The sequence below is a fragment of the Candidatus Accumulibacter sp. ACC007 genome (assembly GCF_907163205.1).
Lineage (GTDB): Bacteria > Pseudomonadota > Gammaproteobacteria > Burkholderiales > Rhodocyclaceae > Accumulibacter > Accumulibacter regalis.
Window position 1 is genome coordinate 1 of the sequence record NZ_CAJQUD010000010.1, and the last position, 19440, is coordinate 19440.

A 19440-nucleotide genomic window follows, 5' to 3' on the forward strand; every position below is an offset into this window, starting at 1 on the left:
AACGTCGTTTCGCCCGAGGCGGCGCAGATGCTCGGTGATCAGGTGCGGCGCGCCGCTGGCCGCGTGGCGGACGACGAACATGTCGGCGTGCATGGCGATCAGGTTGTCGACCGTGTCGAGCAGGGTTTCGCCCTTGGCGGTGGACGAGCGTGTCACGTCGAGGTTGATGACGTCCGCGGAGAGGCGTTTGGCGGCAATCTCGAAGGTCGTTCGCGTCCGCGTGGAGTTTTCGAAAAAGACGTTGAACACGCTCTTGCCACGCAACAGGGGGACCTTCTTGACGTCGCGGTCGGACACCTCGAGGAAGCTCGATGCCGTATCGAGAATCTGATGAATCAGTTCGCGCGGCAAGCCCTCGATCGACAGCAGGTGCGTCAGCTCGCCATTGGCGTTGAGTTGTGGATTATGCATTGGCGCCCAGGCTCCAGCGCAGGTGGCCGTCGCCGTCCGCAGAGAGCACCAGTTCCTGCGTCGCGTCGAGGTCGACCCGCCAGGTGCAGAAGTCGGCGCAGATGGGCAGTTGCCGCTGGCCGCGGTCGGCGAGAACGGCAAGCTGGATGCTCGCCGGTCGACCGTAGTCGAACAGCTCGTTGATCGCCGCACGCGTCGTGCGACCCGTGTACAGCACGTCGTCGACCAGGATCAGCGGTCGGCCTTCCACATCGAAGGGAATCGACGTTGGCCGGACGCGCGGATGCAGACCCTTTTCGCCGTAGTCATCGCGGTAGAAAGAGACATCGATCAGGCCAATCTCGTTGTCCAGTGCCAGCAGATCGTGCAGTCGTCGGGCGACCCAGACGCCGCCGCTGTGAATGCCGACCAGGACCGTCTTCGGGAGCAGCCGGGGTCGGATGAGTTCAGCGAGTTCGCTGCATTGCACGTTGGCGTCGGGAAGTTCAATGGCTGGCATCTGTGGGCTCGTCGGGGTTGGTGAAAGCGTGGATGAGTCGCCGCGGGTGCTATCGAAATAGTCCTGCAGGATTGAGCTGCGCGGCGACGGCGTCAAGATGCCTGCCGGCCTTGCGCGAGTCGTGACCGGCTGCGCGCAGCCGCGCCTGTGCTTCGTGCGAGGAAAGCCGTTCGTCGGCATAGTCGACGCTCAGCCTGAAGCGGCCGCGCAGTTGATTGGCGAAGCGTTCGCAGCGGGCGGTCATGGCATGTACATTGCCATCGAGCGACAAGGGCCGTCCGACGACCAGAGTGCGCGGCTGCCATTCTTCGATCAGAGCGGCGATGGCGGCGAAGCGCGCGGCGTTGCCTTCGCCATGGACGGTGGTCAGCGCATGCGCTTGTCGCAGCTGCCATTCGCCGGTCGCGACGCCGATGCGTTTTTCACCGAAGTCGAAAGCGAGCACGGCGCCAGTCGGTCCGCCGGTCGCCTCAGGCATGACCCGACTTGGTCGGCTAGGTTGGTGAGGCTGACGCCGAGGAGGTCAAGTGCCGAGGCCAGTCGTTCCTCGTAGGGCAACTCGAAGAGAATCGGCAGTCTGGCAGCGACGGGTCAACCAGGCGTTCTGGGCCAGTTCGTGTTCGAGTTGGCCGGCAGACCAGCCCGAATAGCCGAGTGTGACCATCAGGTCCTGCGGTTGACCTTTTTCGGCAACCGACTGCAGAATATCGCGCGAACTGGTGAGTCCGACGTGATCGTTGACCACCAGTGTCGATTGCCATTGGCCGACCGGTCGGTGCAGGACGAAGCCGCGATCGGTCTGCACCGGTCCGCCGAAAAGGACCGGCAGGTTGGCGAAGCCATCGGCCTCGAGCACGACGTCGATCTTGCCGAGCAGCGTTCCCAGACTCATGTCGATCGGGCGATTGACGATCACCCCCAACGCGCCACGCTCGTTGTGCTCGGCAATATAGACCAGCGTCCTGGAAAAATACGGATCTGCCATTGCCGGCATGGCAATGAGAAAATGGTCAGTCAGGTTGATGCTTTTCATGGCCTCATTCTAATCGGCGGCGGCTGGGGACACAAGGTAATCCATGCTCGATTCAATTCTGGTCTGGTTCAGGCGCGATCTGCGTGACAGCGATCACGTGGCGCTGGGCGAAGCGCTGCGCAGGGGAAGGCGCGTCCATTGCGCGTTTCTCTTCGAACGCGAAATTCTCGATCCGCTGCCCAGGCGTGACGATCGGCGCGTCGACTTCATTCGCCAATCGCTGCTCGAACTGGACACCGCCCTGCATCGGCGTGGCGGCGGTTTGCTGGTCCGCCATGGCTGGGCCGCCGAGGATGATACCGAGACTGGCCGGCGAGCTTGGCGTCGCGGCGGTTTTCGCCAATCGCGATTACGAGCCGCAAGCCAAGCGTCGCGATGCCGCGGTGAGCGCTGCCTTGCACACCGGCGGAATCGCCTTCGAGTCTTTCAAGGATCAGGCAATTCTTGACGGCGACGAAGTGCTGACCCAGGCCGGGCGACCGTTTACGGTGTTTTCCCCGTACAAGAGAGCCTGGCTCAAGCGCCTGACCGAGGACGACTGGCAGCCCGTGTGAACAAGAAATCGGGACGCTGGCCACGCCGCCGGGCGCGCAGCGCGTGCCCTCGCTGGCGGAACTCGGCTTTGCCGCGACCGACCTGCGCGCGCTGGGTTTCGTCCCCGGGATGTCCGGGGCACGGCAATTGCTCGACGATTTTCTCGGGCGCATCTCCCGCTATCGGCAGCAGCGCGACTTTCCGGCGCTGAAAGGGGTGTCCTATCTGTCGATCCACCTGCGTTTCGGGACCGTCTCGATTCGCGAACTGGTGGCCAGGGCGATTGCCGCGGGGGCCCTGCGGACGGGTAACGAGGGCGCTGCGACCTGGCTTTCGGAACTCATCTGGCGTGACTTCTACTTCATGATCCTCGATCGCTTTCCCTACGTCGCCGAGCGTGCTTTCAAGCCGGCTTACGACGCCGTCGCCTGGGAGCAGGGGGCGCCTGCGGAGGAGGCCTTCGCGGCCTGGTGCGAAGGACGCACCGGCTATCCGCTGGTCGACGCCGCGATGCGCCAGCTCAACGGCACGGGCTATATGCACAATCGTCTGCGCATGCTCAACGCTTCGTTTCTGAGCAAGGATCTGGGTATCGATTGGCGGCGCGGCGAGGCTTATTTTGCCGCCCGGTTGAACGACTTCGATCTCGCTGCCAACAACGGTGGCTGGCAATGGGCCGCGTCAAGTGGTTGCGATGCCCAACCCTATTTCCGGATCTTCAATCCCGTCCTGCAGTCGGAGCGCTTCGACCCTGCCGGCAAGTTCATCCGTCGCTACCTGCCGGAACTGTCCGCCGTTCCTGACCGCTTCATCCACGCGCCGTGGCGGATGAGTCCGGCCGAGCAGGAAGCCTGCGGAGTGCGTATCGGGCGCGAGACGCCGGCACCGCTGGTCGACCATCAGCAGGCCAGGCAGCTGACCCTGGAACGTTACGCGGTCGTCAAGAGCCCCGCTGTTCCCTGACGTGCGCGGCCACCAGGCGTAGCAGTTCCTCTTCCTGATAGGGCTTGCCGAGATAGTGATTGACGCCCAGCTCGAAGGCGTACTGCCGGTGCTTGTCTGCCGTACGCGAGGTGATCATGACAATCGGGACGCCGCGCAAGCGCTCGTCGGCGCGCACGTTGCGGGTGAACTCGAAGCCGTCCATACGCGGCATTTCGATGTCCACCAGCAACACATCGGGGATGATCGCCACCAATTGTTCGAGAGCATCCATGCCATCCTTGGCGGTCATCACCTGGTAGCCTTCACGGGCCAGCAGCCGGCTGGTGATCTTGCGCACGGTCAGCGAGTCGTCGACGATCATCACCGTCGGCAGCGTGGCGGCGACGCCGCCGGCGCTCACTGCCTGGCGTAGCGTCGGGACCGGCGAGACCGGCGTCGCCGTGCGCGGACGACTGACCAGCGCAATCGGGTTCAGGATCAGCAGCACCTGGCCATTGCCGAGCACCGTCGCGCCAGCGACGCCGCTGACCCGCGCCAGCTGCGGGCCGATGTTCTTGACCACGACTTCCTGACTGCCCAGCACCTCATCGACCTGCAGCCCCACCCTGCGCGCACCACTGCGCAGGAGCAGGACCCAGTACTGGGGGTGCTTCTCCGGAAGGGCTTGCGGTGCGCCGAGGAGGTGCGGCAGATAGTGGAAGGGATACGGGTTGCCGCTCCACAGCGCAGCATTGGCTTCGCGAATGCGCGTCAGCCCCTTTTCCTTGAGGTCGAGAACCTGCTCGATCATTGCCGCCGGAATCGCGTACTCGCGTTGGCCGGAGCGTACCAGCAAGGCCTTGGTCACCGCCAGCGTCAGCGGCAGATAGAGGCGGAAGGTGGTTCCCTGGTCGGGCGTTGACAGCACCTCGATACGCCCGCCAAGGCTGACCACGGCGCTCTTCAGGACGTCCATGCCGATGCCGCGCCCAGCCAGGCGCGTGACGCCGCTGGCGGTCGAGATTCCCGGCGCAAAGATCATCTCGACGACCTGCGCGTCGTCCGCGGCCTGCTCCTCGGTCAGCAGGCCAGCGGCCAGACCGCGCTCGCGCAAGCGCTGCCGGTTGAGTCCGGCGCCGTCATCGGCAAAGGCGACAATGACCTCGTTGCCTTCCTGGGTCAGTTTCAGAGACAGTTCGCCGATTTCCGGTTTGCCCTTGGCCCGGCGCTGCTGGGTGTTTTCAAGGCCGTGGGCGACGGCGTTGCGCAGCATGTGTTCGAGCGGCGCCAGCATCTTGTCGAGGACCATGCGGTCGAGCTGCAGCTGACCACCGCTGATTTCCAGGTTGGCTCGCTTGCCCAGCTCCTTGCCTGCCTGGCGAACAATTCGGTAGAGGCGGTCGGCAATGCTGCTGAACGGCACCATGCGCACCGACATCAGCTCCTGCTGAACTTCGCGGTTCAGACGTGACTGCGCGAGAATCGCGGCGTTGGCGTCGTCAAGGTTCTTCAGCAGGTTCTGCTGCACGGTGGCGACATCGTTTACCGATTCGGCCATCATCCGTGTCAGTTCCTGAAAACGCGTGAAGCGGTCGAATTCGAGGGGGTCGAAATCGATCGGGCGGCGTTCATCGCTGTGCGCCGTGCGTGACTGCATCTGCAATTCGGCCTGCAGTTCGATATCGCGCAGTTGGCGGCGCAGACGGATCACGTTCTCGGTGAGGTCGAGCAGCGATCCCTTGATGGCCCGCATTTCGCCCTCAATCCGCGAACGCGCAATGGACAGCTCGCCAGCTTCGTTGACCAGGCGGTCGATGAGGTCGGCACGCACGCGCAGCACGGCGCGCTGCCCGCCGCTCTCGCTTTCGCCTTCCTGCGCTTCGGGCTGTCCCGCAGGCGCATTCTGGTCGGCAGAGGGAAGCGCGACTTCGGCACTGGCGACAGCGTCTGAGGCGATTTCCTCGGCGGCTTCATCGGGAACGTCGACCGGCGCGTCGGCCAGCTCGCCACGCTGCAGTCGTTCGACAATCTGGACGATGACGTCGAAAGCATTATCGATGTCGTCGATCAGTTCGAGCGGCGAATTCTCCGTCTGCTGCGCTTCCGCCATGCGCGTTTCGATGGCGTGCGTCAGCTCGCCAAGGTTCATCGCTCCGGCCATGCGTGCGCTACCCTTGAGGGTATGGAACAGGCGCGCCAGGCGGCGCAGGACGTCGCTGTCGGAAGGCTTGCTGCGCCAGGCGCGCAGTTGCGCGGCAATGCTCTGGGTGAGATCGAGCGCCTCTTCCAGGAACAGAGGCAGCAGCTGCTCGTCGAGCTCATCCTGCATCTCCGGGATGGCCAGCGCGCTGCCGCTCGGCGCTGCCGCAGGGGTCGGCGGCCCGGCAGTCGCCGGCGATGCCAGCGTGTCGAGGTCCGGCGTTTCCGCAGCGAGCGCTTCCTTGCTCGCTTGGTCGCCGGTATCGCCGTCGCTGCGCGCCTGCTCTGCAGCCAGTTCGGCCTCTTTCTCGGCAGACTGCTCCAGATACAGTGCGTCGAGCGTGTCGATCAGCACGGGAGCCGCGTCGGGTTCGTGCTGGCCGACGATGTCGGTCAGCATCAGGGCCAGTCCGGCAATCGCCTGGCGGATGGCTTCCAGCGCTTCGGCGCTGTCCGGATGCGCTGCGTGATTGCGCCGTGAGACGGCGTGTTCGAGAGCCATGCTCAGGCGATTCACCGGCTCGATGCCGACCGTTCCAGCGATGCCGGCCAGCGTATGCGCTGCGCGATACATCTCGTGCGTGGTTGGCGCCGCGGGGTCGCTTTCGAGCACCGAGAACTCATGGCGCAGGGTTGCCAGGTGAGCTCCCGCCTCTTCGTTGAAGATCTCGGCCAGCGCCGAGGTGATGGTCAGCCGCAGGCGTGGGCCGGGCTCGTTGCCCGCGTCTTCGCCGGGCACCACGGCGCTTCCTGCGCCGCCTCCGTCAGGCGTCCCTGCAGCGCTGTCATCCGCTGCGGCTGCCACTTCCGGCTGAGGCGTTTCGCCGCCTCCCTCCTCACTGCCGCGCAGAAGCGACGCCGCAAGCGCCATCATTGGCGCGGCATCGGGTGCCTGCGCCTGGCCGGTTTTCAGATGCTCGACCCAGGCGACAAAGATCGCGTAGGCCTGGCCGATGAGGTCGACGATCGCTGGCGTGACCTCGTGTTCCTGGCGCAGCCACAGGTTGAGAACCTGTTCCACCGACCACGCCGCTTCACCGAAATCCCTCAGCCCGACCATGCGGCCACTGCCCTTGAGGGTATGTACCGAACGGCGGATGGCGGTCAGCAATTCTGCTGCTTGCGGCTGCGTTTTCAGTGACTGGAAATTTCTGTCGATGCTCGCCAGCACCTCTTGCGCCTCGTCAAGAAAGATCTCCAGGATTTCGGCGTCGACTTCCTCGCTGCTGGCCTGCGCGAGCTGGATCGTTTCTGCGGAGGGCTGTGGGGTCTCGGCGGTTTGCGGCTTGAGCGCAGCCATCATTGCGTCGAGTTGTGCGCTGGCGTCGCCGCCAGCGGCGAGCACCGACAGGAGATCCTTGATCTGTGGCTCGACTTGCCTGTCGCCAACCAGATCGCCGTCTTTTTGCAGCGCGGCGAGATGTCTGGCGACCTGCTCGCGCAACTGCACCTCGTCCGGCCGATCCTTGAGCGCTTGCAACAAGGCGTGCGCTTCGAGTTTCTGCTCCTCGACTTCCTTCTCCACGGTCCCCGCGGGCGCCTCGACGAGCGCTTCGCGGCCAACACTGGACTCCATCTTGCGGACGAAGGCATCGAAATCAGTCGCGCCGTGTTGCAGTGCGTCGACAAAGAAACCGACCAGCGACAGCTTCTCGGCCAGTTGCTCGAAGTCGCTCTCCAGCGGGACATAGTCCGGGGCGGAGAAGGTTTGTATCTCGGCGGCGCACTTCTTCAGAACGGCAACCGCCCCTTCGTGGCGCATCATGGTCAGCGCGCCGATGACCTGGCGCATCGGTGTTTCCAGACCTTCCAGATCGGACCCCTTGTCGACGTCCCGGAAGAAGCCGTCAAGCACCTGTTCGACCTGCGTCAGGTTGCTCTGGATCTCCCTGGCAACCTGGCTGACCAGCAATTTTTCCTGTGCCTGCCGGGACATCGCGTCGAGCGAAGGCAGTTCGGACCCGGCGGCCAGCGACTTCCCGGCCAGGCAGGCATGAATTCGATCGACCATTACATCGACCTGGTGCGTGAAGCTGCTGTCCAGGTACTGGATGTTTCCCTGCGCATTCAGCGCCAGCAGGATGGCCGTGGCAGTTTCCATGGCCAGCACTTCGTTGTGCATCGTCGGCGCTTTGCGGAGGAACTCGGCGACCTCCCCGATGGCCTGAGCGAGGCGGCGAAAGTCGTCCTGGCCAAGCTCCTCGACCACTGCCGCCAGCGCCATGCTGCTGGTCGCGAAGGTCGGCAGCGCCTGCGTCGTTCCCGCGCAGAACTTGTTCCAGGATTCCTCGGTGCTGGCGATCGCCTCACGCAGGCGACGGCGGACAGACTCCTCGGCGACCGCGGCTTCCGGTGCTGTACCGGGCAGCAGCGCGGCCAATTGGTAGGCTTTCTGGACGCGCTGGACGGCGCGATGCTTGCTGTTGGCGTTGCCGACGAGGTAAAGCGCGTCACGCATCAGGCGCTCGGCGACATTGTTCGAGCCTTCGAGGAGTCGCCGAATCTGCAGGTCGATGCGCGTGCACAGTTGCCTGGCATCGGCATCCGGCGGCAGCGCTCGTTCACCCAGCGCGGTCAGGAAGGCGGTGGCCACCCACCAGAAAGAGCGTGCCGAAGGCAATTCCTGGATGGCCTCGATGCGTTTGACGGCGTCGAGCATTTCCGGCACGCCCGTACCGCTCTGCGGTGCCCGCAACCATGACAGCAGGCCGCGCTGGAAGTGAGCGCGTTGCTGCCGCAGGCGGCCCTGGATCTCGCCAGCACCGGTTTTCGCCGTGCCGCCTGCGCGCCGTGGAGGGCGTACGCGCAGGTCGGGGAAGAAGAGATCGGTGGCCAGGACGCGTTGCAGGCCAAGTGCCGCCTGCAGCTCTCGATAGAGGGGCAGGAGGCGCAGTGGCTGGTTCGGCTGGCCGCCGATCAGGTCATCGAGGTAATGACGAAGGCTGGCCATGGCGCGTTGTGCCAGCTCGACGTGCTCCGAGCTGCACGCTTGCTCCTGCCGCTCGATCGCCTCGAGCAAGGATTCCAGCGCTTCGGTAAACTGGGTGACTCCGTCGAGACCGACGATGGTCAGAGCGCCCTGCACCTGGTGCAGGTGGGTGCGACAGAATCTGACCTGGCCGAGATCGGCGCTGTCGAGGGCTAGGCTCGCCGCAACTTCCTGCAGCGCCTGGTCGGCACGCTCCAGGGCGAGGTCGATCTCGTTCTTGACCCAGGTCAGCGGGCCGATATCGAAGTCCGTCTGGGCATTCATCCGGGAAGGGGTCTCCACTCCAGTCTATAGGCGCGGGCGCTCACTTGACTTTGAAACCGGCGACCGAGCCTTTCAGCTCCGTAGCCAGACCGGCCAGCTCGCCAATGGCCGTCGCCGTTTTTTCCGTACCGGCCGTCGTTTGTCCGGTGACCAGCAGGATGTCCTGCATCTTGCGGGTCACTTTGGTCGCCAGTTCCGATTGCTGCCGCGTGGCGCCGGCGATGGTTTCGATCAAGGCCGTGAGCTCCCGCGAAACCTCGCTGATTTCGGCCAGAGCCTGGCCTGCAGCGTCGGATAGTCGAGCCCCTTCGACGACGCCGCGGGTGGACTCCTCCATCGCCGAGACGGTGTCCTGGGTGTCGGTCTGAATGGTCCTGACGATCGCCCCGATCTGTTTGGTCGCTTCGCCCGAACGTTCGGCGAGGCGCTGCACCTCTTCGGCAACGACGGTGAAGCCGCGCCCCGCCTCGCCGGCCGAGGCAGCCTGGATGGCTGCGTTGAGCGCCAGGACATTGGTCTGTTCGGTGATGTCCGAGATGAGCTCGACGATTTCGCCGATTTCCTGCGACGACTCCCCGAGGCGCTTGATACGCTTCGAGGTTTCCTGAATCTGGTCGCGGATCTTGTTCATGCCCTTGATCGAGTCTTCGACGGCCTGTGTTCCCTTGGCGGCGGCCGCCAGCGACTGCCGGGCGACGGTGGCCGACTGCTTGGCGTCGCCGGAAACGTTGGTCATTGACGTTGACATGTTCAGTACCGACTGACCGGCCGATTTTATTTCGGCGGTCTGTTGCTCGGCCGCGGCGAGCAGTTCGACGGAGATTTGCTGCGCCATTCCCGTCGCCACGGTAACCCGGCTGGCAGCATCGTTGATACGACCGACGAGTACGCGCAGTTCTTCAATGGTGTAGTTGATCGAGTCGGCGATGGCCCCGGTGATGTCCTCGGAGACCGTCGCGGTTACCGTCAGGTCACCGTCGGCGAGGTCGCCAAGCTCGTTCATCAGGCGCAGGATGGCACCCTGATTCTGGCGGTTGACCAACTCGGTTTCCCGGCGGCCGCGCTCGGCAGTCTCGGCCTGTCGTTTGCTCTCCGTCAGGTAGGTCCTGGCGAGCAGGAACAGCAGGCTGATGGCGAGCACGATCAGGCCCGCAAGAGCGAAACCGTAGCCGCTACGTTCCATGACGTTGGCTTGGTAAGCCCTGGCCAGCTGGTCGGTGGCACCAAGCAGCTCTTCGCTGTCACGAAAGATCTGCGAACCCGCCTGCTTGGCAATGACCAGCCGCTGCAGATTGCCGAGGATGCCGCCAACAGCGGTTCGATACTCGCTGAAACTGGTATCCAGTTCGCCTAACTTCTGTTTCGTCTCCGTGTCCGTGGTGGCGGTGATGCGTAGCGTCTCGCTGCCTTTGCTCAAGGCGCTGATGAGATCGCGAAAAGTGTTCGTGTCCTTGCCCAGGAGGAAGGCGATTTCCGCGTCGATGGCGTCGCCGACGAGCAGCGCATTGGCGTTCTTGGCGATTCGCTGGGTGAGCATCACCAGCTGGTTGGCGGCTGCTATATCGCGGATGCCGGCGCTGCTCTGCAGCTTGAGTGCGGCGATCTGCTCCGAGCGCTCGAGTAGCTGCGGGTTCTTGTCGTTGATCGAGGCGACGTCCTTGCCCAGCGAGATCAGGTTTTTCTCCATCTCCAGGAGCCGCCCGGCATTCTTGTCGGTCTTCGCCCAGGCCTCGCTCAGGAAGAGCAGCTGCGGGTGCACGCTTGCCGGCGAAGCGGGCACCAGCGTGGCGCCCAGTTCGCCACCGTTGATCAGTCGGTCGAGGCTGGTCACGAAACTGTCACGCGAATCCCTGAGCTGCTTGAATGCTGCCGGATCGCCCAGCAAAGCCAGGCTGGATGCCTTGGCCAGTCGCTGCGAGAGCATTCCCATGTCGCCGGCGGCGGCGATGTAGGCGGTGCCGTAGGTCGACTGCCGGTCGTCACGATAAACCACGACGGCGATGATCAGCATGACCAGCAGCAGTGCGCCACCCAGAATCTGCAGCTGTTTGGACACCGGGTAGCGGCCGAGCAGAGGCAGCGCAAACGGGGGCTCCTCGTCGCCCATCTCGGCATCGGAATCCATCACCGTGCGATCCCCCAGGGTCTCGCCTGCCGGGTCTGTCGTACCGGACAAAAAACTCGGCAGTTTGGACTTCAACGTCATATTTCTCTCCGGTTACACGGTCGCTACGGGGTGACTGATGGTCGTCGAGGCGCTGGCTCGACCAAGCGGCTCATACGCCAATGTCCATGAACGCCTCGTCAGCCAGAAGCTCCCGCACCTTGAGCTTCTTCCAGCGCCGCCCTTCGTTGTCGCTGTAGGACTCCTGTGCCCAGATTGGCGCTGTCGCATCGGCTGCTTCCGGATGCAAGGCTTCAACATTGCGCAAACCAATCATGCGCGTGACCAGCAAGGCGGCGTTGCTGCCGTGGCGGGTACCGATCAACAGCAGCCGAGAGCTGGCATTCTGCGGCGTTGCCTCCTTGCCGAGAAAGGCCGCCAGGTCGACCACCGAGTACAGGTTGCCGCGAATATTGGCGACGCCGGCGAACCACGGCAGCGTCAACGGCACGCTGGTCAGCGGGGTCAGCGGAACGATTTCGCCTGAGTCGGCCAGGTCCAGGAGCCAGTAGTCGGGGCCCGCCTGGATGCCGAGCAAGCCTGCCGAACTCTGATTGCCCGTGCCGGCGAGCCGTGCCGCCAGGTAGGACTGGAAATCGTGCAGGCTGATCTTTTTGGTCATGCGCTTGCTGGCAGTCAGAGTGCCGCAATCTTGGCCAGCAGCTCAGGGCCGTTGACGGGTTTGACCAGGTAATCCTGCGCGCCCTGGCGCAGGCCCCAGATCTTGTCGGTTTCCTGCCCCTTGGTCGTGCATACGATGACCGGAATGTTGCGCGTCGCCTCGTCACGGGTCAGGGTGCGGGTCGCCTGATAGCCATTGAGGCCCGGCATGACCACGTCCATCAGGATCAGATCCGGCAGTTCGCTCTTCGCCTTGGCGATTCCCTCTTCGCCGCTCTCCGCCGTAATGACCTCATAACCACTGCTGGTCAATAAGGCTTTCATGACATGGCGCTCGGTGGGCGAATCGTCAACGACGAGGATTTTCTTGATGGTCATGGTGTCTGGCTCTCTCAGGCTGACCGCGGTGCAAAAGTCGCCACCGTTTGCAGGAGGCTGTCTTTGGTGAATGGCTTGGTCAGATACTGGTCCGAGCCGACCATGCGACCGCGCGCGCGGTCGAACAGGCCGTCCTTGGACGACAGCATGATCACCGGCGTGGCGCGGAAACGCTGGTTCTTCTTGATCAGCGCACAGGTCTGATAGCCGTCGAGTCGCGGCATTACGATGTCACAGAAAATGACTGCTGGCTGATGATCGGCGATTTTTGCCAAGGCATCGAAACCGTCCTCCGCCACCAATACCTGGCAGCCGGCCTGGACAAGGAATATTTCCGCGCTCCGGCGTATGGTATTACTGTCGTCAATGACCATGACCTTGACGCCGCGCAGACTTGCCGCTTCAGCCAATTGTCTCCTCCCGAGTGCGTCAGGTTTTTATCTTGAGGGCGTCACTTTTCCGACGTCATCTCCTGCTGACATTACTATAACGCATTGTCTTCAAATCTCGACCATTTCGAAGTCTTCCTTGCGCGCACCGCATTCCGGACAGGTCCAGTTGATCGGCACGTCCTGCCAGTGGGTCCCGGGCGCGATGCCTTCGTCTGGCAGGCCCGCCGCCTCGTCATAAATGAAGCCGCAGGTGAGGCACATCCAGGTCAGGTACTGTGGGTCGTTTGCTGTGTTCATGGCTACCGTCGGTTTTCGGTTAGAATCGGCGAAAATCCGATAGATTCTAGCCAAACCCCTCTCTTGCTGCCAAGACTTTCTTTTTGACAGAAAATCTTTGCTGACCGCGGCCCTGCACTGATGAACTCCTTTTCTGCCCGAATGCCGCCACCGATCGTGTTGAGCTTCGCGGCCAGCGACCCCTCCGGCGGAGCGGGCCTGCAGGCCGACCTGATGACTGTCTCGGCGCTCGGCTGCCACGCCCTGTCGGTGACCACGGCGCTGACTGTTCAGGATTCTGTCGGCGTCGCCGGCGTTCTCGCCGTCGATGCCGACTGGGTTGAAGATCAGGCGCGTACCCTGCTCCAGGACATGCCGGTAGCGGCGTTCAAGATTGGCCTGCTGGGGAGCGCCGATAACATCCTGATCATCGCCGATATCCTCGCCGACTACCCGCTGCTGCCCGTAGTCCTCGACCCGGTCCTGGCCTCCGGGCGCGGCGATGAACTGGCGGATGACGAAATGATCGCCGCCTTGCGCGAGCTCCTGCTCCCCCTGACCACGATCCTGACGCCGAATACGCTCGAAGCGCGCCGACTCTCCGACCAGGCGCAAGCGGCGCACGACGATCAGGCTGTCGATGTCGATGTCGATGTCGATGTCGACGTCTGCGCGCAGCGCTTGCTCTCCCTTGGTTGCGAGTACGTGCTGTTGACCGGAACGCATGACAACACGCCGCGCGTCGTCAATCGGCTTTACGGACGCGAGGCGGGTCTGTTGCGCAGCGACAGCTGGGATCGCCTGCCCGGCAGCTACCACGGGTCGGGCTGTACGCTGGCCTCGGCGATAGCCGCCCATCTCGCCCGCGGCCTGCCGGTCAGCGAGGCGACGCAGGCCGCGCAGGACTATACCTGGCAAGCGCTGGCTGCCGGTTTCCGGGTCGGCATGGGCCAGTACCTGCCGGATCGCTTCTTCCGGCTGCGCGCCGGTGGCGGTGGTCTCCTTGCCTGACGCCCTGCGCCAGTCGCTGCGTGGCCTCTACGCGATCACCCCGGATTGCCTGGCCGCCAACGTCCTTCTTGACCGCGTTCGGGCCGCCCTGCAGGGTGGGGCGGCGTTTGTCCAGTATCGCGACAAGGGTGGCAACGCGACCCGCCAGGCAGAGACGGCGCGCGCCTTGCTCGCCCTTTGCCGGCAGTTCGGCGCCCGCTTGCTGATCAACGACGATCTGGCACTGGCGCTGGCGGTGGGCGCCGACGGTGTGCACCTGGGCGCCGCCGACGGCAAGCTGGCGACGGCGCGCGAGGCGCTGGGCGGCGCTCGCCTGCTCGGCGCTTCCTGCTACGACGATTTCGAGCGCGCCCGGGCTGCCGCTGCGTTCGGCGCGGACTACCTTGCCTTTGGCGCCATGCACCCGTCGTCGACCAAGCCGCTGGCGGTGCGTGCCTCGCCGTCGCTGATTACCCGCTGTCGCGCCGAACTGCAGGTGCCGGCCTGCGCCATCGGTGGGATCACGGTCGAGAACGCCGCGCCGCTGCTCGCCGCCGGCGCCGACTTGCTGGCCGTGATCAGCGATCTCTTCGAGGCGCCTGACGTGGCGTCGCGCGCCGCCGCCTATCACCAACTATTCGAGGAAAATGCTCTTGATCTCCCACAATCAACAACTTTTTGAGCGTGCCCAGAAGCACATACCGGGTGGCGTCAACTCGCCGGTGCGCGCTTTCAAATCGGTCGGCGGTACGCCGCGCTTCTTCGTCGCCGGTTCCGGCGCCCATGTCACCGACGCGGACGGCAAGAGCTACGTCGATTATGTGGGCTCGTGGGGGCCCTTGATTCTCGGCCACGCGCATCCCGGAGTGCTGGCAGCGGTTCAGGAAGCGACGCGCAAGGGGCTGTCCTTTGGCGCGCCGACCGAAAGCGAGGTCGACATGGCCGAGCTGCTGTGCGAGTCGCTGCCGTCTCTGGAAATGGTTCGCCTGGTCAGTTCCGGCACCGAGGCGACGATGAGTGCCATCCGCCTGGCACGCGGCCATACCGGGCGGGACCTGCTGATCAAGTTCGAAGGTTGTTACCACGGCCATTCCGACAGTCTGCTGGTCAAGGCCGGTTCGGGGATGCTGACGCTCGGCAACCCCAGTTCCGCCGGCGTACCCGCTGATCTTGCCCGGCACACCCTGGTTCTCGACTACAACGACACGGCCGGACTGGAAGCCGCCTTTGCCGAGCACGGCGCGCAGATTGCCGCGCTGATCGTCGAACCGGTCGCCGGCAATATGAACCTGGTCATGCCGCGGCCCGAATTCCTGCAGGCGATGCGCAGGTTGTGCAGCGAGCACGGCGCGGTGCTGATTTTCGACGAGGTGATGACCGGTTTCCGGGTCGGCGCCGGGTGCGCGCAGGGCCTGTACGGGATCACGCCGGACCTGACCACGCTCGGCAAGGTGATCGGCGGCGGCTTGCCGGTGGGCGCTTTCGGCGGTCGCCGGGAGATCATGGCCCAGGTTGCGCCGCTCGGGCCGGTCTACCAGGCGGGCACGCTGTCCGGTAATCCGGTCGCCGTGGCCGCTGGTCTGGCGACGCTGAAGTGTGTCCGTGCGGCCGGTTTCTACGAGCAGCTCACGCAGCGTACCCGACAGCTGACCGACGGCTTGCGCGCGGCGGCGGCAAGGAACGGCGTGCCGTTTTCGGCGCAGGCCGTCGGCGGCATGTTCGGCCTCTACTTTCGTCCCGAGTGTCCGCAAACCTACGCCGAGGTGATGAGCTGCGATCAGCAGGCCTTCAACCGCTTCTTTCACGGCATGCTCGACGCCGGCCACTATTTCGCTCCGGCTGCCTTCGAAGCGGGCTTCGTTTCGGCAGCGCACGCAGAGGCCGACATTGCGGCGACGGTCGCTGCTGCCGAAGCGGTTTTCAAGGCCTGGTAGCTGGCCGGGGAGAGGAGGGCAGGGCGCGCGCGACGGGGCGCAGCGCCCGCTGGCGCAGGACGGCCGTGGTCAGGCGGTCCTGCGGTTGGCAGCGCGATTACTCCTGATTCGGCGCTTCTCGAAATACTTCACGCCGACATACATGCTGCTGCCGACGGCGATCATGGCGACCAGAAAGGCCGCGTAGGCGGCCGGCCAGGGAATGCCCTCGGTCATCATCGAGAACTCGGACATTCCACCCATGCCGGCGAGGACGTTGATCGGCATGAAGATGACACTGAGAACCGTCAGTCGCTTGATGTCCTTGTTCTGGTTGATGTTGATCGCGCTGTCCGTGGCGTCCATCAGAAAGTTGATCTTGTTGAACAGGAAAGCGGTATGGCCGTCGAGTGATTCGATGTCGCGCAGGATTTCGCGTCCATCGGCGAGTTGCTCCTCGGACAGGAAGCGGCCACGCAGCAGGAACGACAGCGCACGCCGCGTATCCAGCACGTTCCGTCGCGTGCGCCCGTTGAGGTCCTCGGCTTCGGAAACGGCGGCCAGGATCTGGGTCGCTTCCTGGTCGGTGATATGCGAGCGCAGGACCTGCCTGCCGACCCGCTCCAGCTCGGCGTATACATCCTCCAGCGCGTTCGCCGAGTACTCCACGTCGGCCGCGTAGAGGTCGAGCAGGACGTCCTTGCCGTCGGTCACGTAGCCGGGCCGTGTGCGCGCACGCGCGCGCTGCAGGCGGAAAACCGGCAGTTCCTCGGTGCGGATCGTGAACAGGATGTCGTTCTGGAGGATCAGGGCCACCGGGACGTTGCGCGATTCTTCCTTGGTGTCGAGCAGGAAGTCCGAATGCAGGTGCGTATGCCCTTCTTCGTCGACGTAGAAGCGGGCGCTGGCTTCGAGGTCGGTCAGGCTGCCGGGATCGGGCAGGTCGACGTCGAAGCGGCGGCCAATCCAGCCGCGGATCTTCTTCGTCGGCGCGATCAGGTCTACCCAGATCGGGTTCAGGTCCTGCAGTTCCTCGGGGCGGGTGATGGTGATCTGGCGCAGGTGGCCGTCGACCAGTTCGAAAGCGGTGACTGCCGTCTTCTCGTTGCGGTAGTGGCTGTCGTCGATCAGCTCTTCGAGGACGTCGTCGGAAAGTATGGCCAGGATCGGATCGGCGCCTTCCTTGACTTCTTCCCAGACGATCAGGCGCTCATTCGCTTCCAGCGACTCAAGAATGTAGGCGACTTCCTTGGCCGGCATCAGCTTGAGCTTCTGGCGCAATTCGCGGCGATACTGTTGCTGGATCTCGGCGCTGGCGTCGTCGAGCGCTGGCGTATCCTGCTCGCGCAACAAGGGTTCGACGAGTTCCTCGACGCGTTTTTGCAGCGAGAGGAGCGAGCGCACCTCGCTGAGATGTACGTCGGCGAGGCCTCTTTCCAGCGCATCGGGCGCCAGCCGCTTGTTTTCGTCGCTCAAAGTCTTACCTCGCCGATGTGAATGCCGTGCTGCAAAGCGCGCGAGTTTAGCACTGCCGGGCGGACAGGATGCACCCTTGCGAAGCTTTTTTCCTCAATCGAAACAGGATGAAATCGCGCCTGCGCGACGCCTGCGCCAGCGCTTCCGTCGCTTCTGACAAAGGGCCATTTCTTGCTCCTTGTTGTCGCCTTGAATTCGCCCTAGAATCGCGCCTTCGTCGCCTCCCTGAAGGGGGCGAAGAGAACTTCTGGGGGTGACTTCCCAACGCTGAGCCGTGACAGGCTGCATCTGCCTGCCCGACCCGCCGCCAGGGCGAGGAAGAACCGGGCAATCGCATCGCGAGCAGAATTCACGGAGGGGCAATGAGCACCGAGAACGCAGAACAGGGCGAGAGTCCGCGTTTGGCAGCGACCGCTTTGGCGGCGATGGGCGTCGTCTTTGGCGACATCGGCACCAGCCCGCTGTACACCATGAAGGAGGTCTTCGGCGGTCACCATCCGCTGCCGATCGACACCGACACCGTCCTGGGAATTCTGTCGCTGGTTTTCTGGGCGCTGACGATCACCGTCTCCCTCAAATACGTGCTGTTCATCATGCGCGCCGACAACAAGGGCGAGGGCGGCATCATGGCCCTGACCGCCCTGGCCCTGCGTACCGCCAATGCCTCGCCACGCATATTGTGGGCCTTGTCGGCGCTGGGCATTTTCGGCGCCGCGCTTTTTTACGGCGACGCCGTGATCACCCCGGCGATGTCGGTGCTCTCGGCCGTCGAGGGGCTTGAAGTCGTGACGCCGCTGCTCAAGCCCTACGTGCTGCCCGTCACCGTCGGCATTCTGGTGGTGCTGTTTGCCTTTCAGCGGCACGGAACGGCTGCCGTTGCCGCCTTGTTCGGCCCGCTGATGATGTTCTGGTTCGCCACGCTTGGCGCGCTCGGCTTGTGGAACGTGATCGAGCATCCGTCCGTTCTCGTGGCCATCAATCCCTGGTACGCGCTGGTTTTCATCTTCGACCACCAGGGAATGGCCTTCCTGGCGCTCGGCTCGGTGGTGCTGGCGATTACCGGCGGCGAAGCACTCTACGCCGATATGGGTCACTTCGGTCGCCGCTCGATCAAGTGGGCATGGTTTGCTTGCGTCTTTCCGCTGCTCTACCTCAACTACCTCGGCCAGGGGGCCTTGTTGCTCGCCGATCCAACGGCGATCAGCAGCCCCTTCTTCCGGCTGGTGCCGCATCCGGTCCTGCTCATCCCCCTCGTCGTCCTGGCCACCATGGCCACGGTGATCGCTTCGCAGGCGGTGATCTCCGGCGCCTTCTCGCTCACCAGCCAGGCCATGCAACTGGGCTATTGTCCGCGCATCCAGATCAAGTTCACGTCGCTGCACGAAAAAGGCCAGATCTACGTTCCGAACATCAACTGGTTGCTGTTGTTGGCGGTGATTGCCGTCGTGCTCGGTTTTCGATCGTCGTCGAACCTGGCCGCGGCCTACGGTATCGCCGTCACCCTGACCATGATGATCGATACCATCCTTGCCTTTGTCGTGGTGCACGCGCTGTGGAACTGGAGCTGGCCGCGTGCCGTCCTGTTCCTGGTGTTTTTCGTGGTCGTCGATTTTGCCTTTTTCTCGGCCAACGTGATCAAGATCCTCGATGGTGGCTGGTTTCCGCTCGTGCTTGGGCTGGCGGTTTTTCTCCTCCTCTCCACCTGGAAGCTTGGTCGCCGCTTGCTCAGCGAGAGACTGCAGCAGGATTCGATGCCGCTTGACGCCTTCCTGGCCAGTATCGCCACCGGTGGGCCGCAGCGCGTCGACGGCACCAGCGTCTTTCTCACCGCCTCACCGGATGGTGTGCCGCGGGCCATGCTCCACAACCTGTACCACAACAAGGTCCTGCACCAGCGCGTCGTCCTCCTGCACGTGGACACCGAGGACGTCCCGCACATCCCGGACGACGAGCGCGTACGCGTCGAAGCGCTCAGCGGCGGCTTCCATCGCGTGTATGTCCGCTATGGTTTCAGTGACGAATCCAACCTGCCGCGCGCCCTGGAGCTGTGCGCCGAACAGGGGCTGCCCTTCGAGATGATGGAAACCTCGTTCTTCCTCGGTCGCGAGACGGTCGTCAGGCTCCCGCTTACCCAGCGTTCGCGCATGGCGCGCTGGCGGCAGGTATTGTTTACGTGGATGTTCCGCAACGCCGAGAGCGTCACCGCCTATTTCAGGATCCCGCCCAACCGCGTCGTCGAGCTCGGCTCGCAGGTCGAGCTGTAGGGTAATGCGGCATTCTTGATGAGCTTTTCAGCGACCCTGAGAGCAGCGTGAAACCCGTGCGCTGGCCGGATTTTGCCCGCTCCATTCCCGCGCCCGCGTCGCCAGATCCGGGC

Annotated in this window: 13 protein-coding genes and 3 pseudogenes; 5 read left to right on the forward strand and 11 right to left on the reverse strand. The window is 64.0% G+C overall.

Translation table 11 applies throughout. The annotated features are described in order from the left end of the window. From pyrB to QZ634_RS19205, 4 genes and pseudogenes are all read right to left on the reverse strand, one after another. A pseudogene (gene pyrB / locus QZ634_RS19190) lies at positions 1-411 on the reverse strand (aspartate carbamoyltransferase catalytic subunit); the annotation flags it as partial. Continuing rightward, positions 404-910, reverse strand: a complete 507-nt coding sequence (gene pyrR, locus QZ634_RS19195) for a bifunctional pyr operon transcriptional regulator/uracil phosphoribosyltransferase PyrR (RefSeq protein ID WP_291991237.1) — start codon at positions 908-910, stop codon at positions 404-406. The gene pyrR and the pseudogene pyrB, both read right to left, overlap by 8 nt. Before the next feature lie 49 nt (positions 911-959). Beyond that, entirely contained in the window at positions 960-1388 is a 429-nt protein-coding gene (gene ruvX, locus QZ634_RS19200) for a Holliday junction resolvase RuvX (RefSeq protein ID WP_366145429.1), read from the reverse strand. A gap of 11 nt (positions 1389-1399) precedes the next feature. After that, positions 1400-1943 (reverse strand): annotated as a pseudogene (locus QZ634_RS19205) (YqgE/AlgH family protein); the annotation flags it as partial. A 43-nt stretch (positions 1944-1986) separates the two neighbouring features. On the opposite strand from QZ634_RS19205, the pseudogene QZ634_RS19210 reads away from it, so the two are divergent. Continuing rightward, a pseudogene (locus QZ634_RS19210) lies at positions 1987-3440 on the forward strand (deoxyribodipyrimidine photo-lyase). On the opposite strand, the gene QZ634_RS19215 reads toward QZ634_RS19210, so the two are convergent. From QZ634_RS19215 to QZ634_RS19240, 6 genes are all read right to left on the reverse strand, one after another. Further along, a complete protein-coding gene (locus tag QZ634_RS19215; RefSeq protein WP_291991101.1) occupies positions 3418-8853 on the reverse strand; it encodes an Hpt domain-containing protein in 5436 nt (1811 codons plus the stop codon). The pseudogene QZ634_RS19210 and the gene QZ634_RS19215 overlap by 23 nt on opposite strands. A gap of 40 nt (positions 8854-8893) precedes the next feature. Continuing rightward, complete coding sequence (locus tag QZ634_RS19220) at positions 8894-11059, reverse strand: methyl-accepting chemotaxis protein (RefSeq protein ID WP_291991102.1); 2166 nt, start codon at positions 11057-11059, stop codon at positions 8894-8896. A gap of 70 nt (positions 11060-11129) precedes the next feature. Continuing rightward, positions 11130-11639, reverse strand: a complete 510-nt coding sequence (locus QZ634_RS19225) for a chemotaxis protein CheW (RefSeq protein WP_291991104.1) — start codon at positions 11637-11639, stop codon at positions 11130-11132. Between the two features lie 14 nt (positions 11640-11653). Continuing rightward, entirely contained in the window at positions 11654-12016 is a 363-nt protein-coding gene (locus QZ634_RS19230; protein ID WP_291991106.1) for a response regulator, read from the reverse strand. A gap of 14 nt (positions 12017-12030) precedes the next feature. Then, complete coding sequence (locus QZ634_RS19235; protein WP_291991107.1) at positions 12031-12426, reverse strand: response regulator; 396 nt, start codon at positions 12424-12426, stop codon at positions 12031-12033. A 90-nt stretch (positions 12427-12516) separates the two neighbouring features. After that, positions 12517-12705: a rubredoxin gene (locus QZ634_RS19240; RefSeq protein ID WP_291991109.1), complete on the reverse strand. Its 189-nt coding sequence runs from the start codon at positions 12703-12705 to the stop codon at positions 12517-12519. A 141-nt stretch (positions 12706-12846) separates the two neighbouring features. On the opposite strand from QZ634_RS19240, the gene QZ634_RS19245 reads away from it, so the two are divergent. Genes QZ634_RS19245 through hemL form a run of 3 tightly spaced genes read left to right on the forward strand, consistent with a single transcriptional unit; the run spans position 12847 to position 15608 of the window. Further along, a complete protein-coding gene (locus QZ634_RS19245) occupies positions 12847-13695 on the forward strand; it encodes a hydroxymethylpyrimidine/phosphomethylpyrimidine kinase (RefSeq protein ID WP_291991111.1) in 849 nt (282 codons plus the stop codon). Then, complete coding sequence (thiE, locus tag QZ634_RS19250; RefSeq protein WP_366145433.1) at positions 13679-14356, forward strand: thiamine phosphate synthase; 678 nt, start codon at positions 13679-13681, stop codon at positions 14354-14356. Before QZ634_RS19245 ends, thiE begins: the two co-directional genes overlap by 17 nt. After that, positions 14328-15608 carry a glutamate-1-semialdehyde 2,1-aminomutase gene (hemL, locus tag QZ634_RS19255; protein ID WP_291991113.1) on the forward strand — a complete coding sequence of 427 codons (1281 nt, stop codon included), beginning with the start codon at positions 14328-14330 and terminating at the stop codon, positions 15606-15608. Before thiE ends, hemL begins: the two co-directional genes overlap by 29 nt. 69 nt (positions 15609-15677) lie before the next feature. Here the strand turns inward: hemL and QZ634_RS19260 are convergent, their stop codons facing one another. After that, a complete protein-coding gene (locus tag QZ634_RS19260; RefSeq protein WP_291991114.1) occupies positions 15678-17063 on the reverse strand; it encodes a CorA family divalent cation transporter in 1386 nt (461 codons plus the stop codon). Positions 17064-17425: 362 nt separating this feature from the next. On the opposite strand from QZ634_RS19260, the gene QZ634_RS19265 reads away from it, so the two are divergent. Continuing rightward, a complete protein-coding gene (locus QZ634_RS19265) occupies positions 17426-19327 on the forward strand; it encodes a potassium transporter Kup (RefSeq protein ID WP_291991116.1) in 1902 nt (633 codons plus the stop codon). Positions 19328-19440: the final 113 nt, after the last annotated feature.

Coding starts and splice junctions, on each gene's coding strand:
- pyrR (WP_291991237.1), bottom strand. CDS start 910: ATGCCAGCCATTGAACTTCCCGACGCCAACGTGCAATGCAGCGAACTC.
- ruvX (WP_366145429.1), bottom strand. CDS start 1,388: ATGCCTGAGGCGACCGGCGGACCGACTGGCGCCGTGCTCGCTTTCGAC.
- QZ634_RS19215 (WP_291991101.1), bottom strand. CDS start 8,853: ATGAATGCCCAGACGGACTTCGATATCGGCCCGCTGACCTGGGTCAAG.
- QZ634_RS19220 (WP_291991102.1), bottom strand. CDS start 11,059: ATGACGTTGAAGTCCAAACTGCCGAGTTTTTTGTCCGGTACGACAGAC.
- QZ634_RS19225 (WP_291991104.1), bottom strand. CDS start 11,639: ATGACCAAAAAGATCAGCCTGCACGATTTCCAGTCCTACCTGGCGGCA.
- QZ634_RS19230 (WP_291991106.1), bottom strand. CDS start 12,016: ATGACCATCAAGAAAATCCTCGTCGTTGACGATTCGCCCACCGAGCGC.
- QZ634_RS19240 (WP_291991109.1), bottom strand. CDS start 12,705: ATGAACACAGCAAACGACCCACAGTACCTGACCTGGATGTGCCTCACC.
- QZ634_RS19245 (WP_291991111.1), top strand. CDS start 12,847: ATGCCGCCACCGATCGTGTTGAGCTTCGCGGCCAGCGACCCCTCCGGC.
- QZ634_RS19265 (WP_291991116.1), top strand. CDS start 17,426: ATGAGCACCGAGAACGCAGAACAGGGCGAGAGTCCGCGTTTGGCAGCG.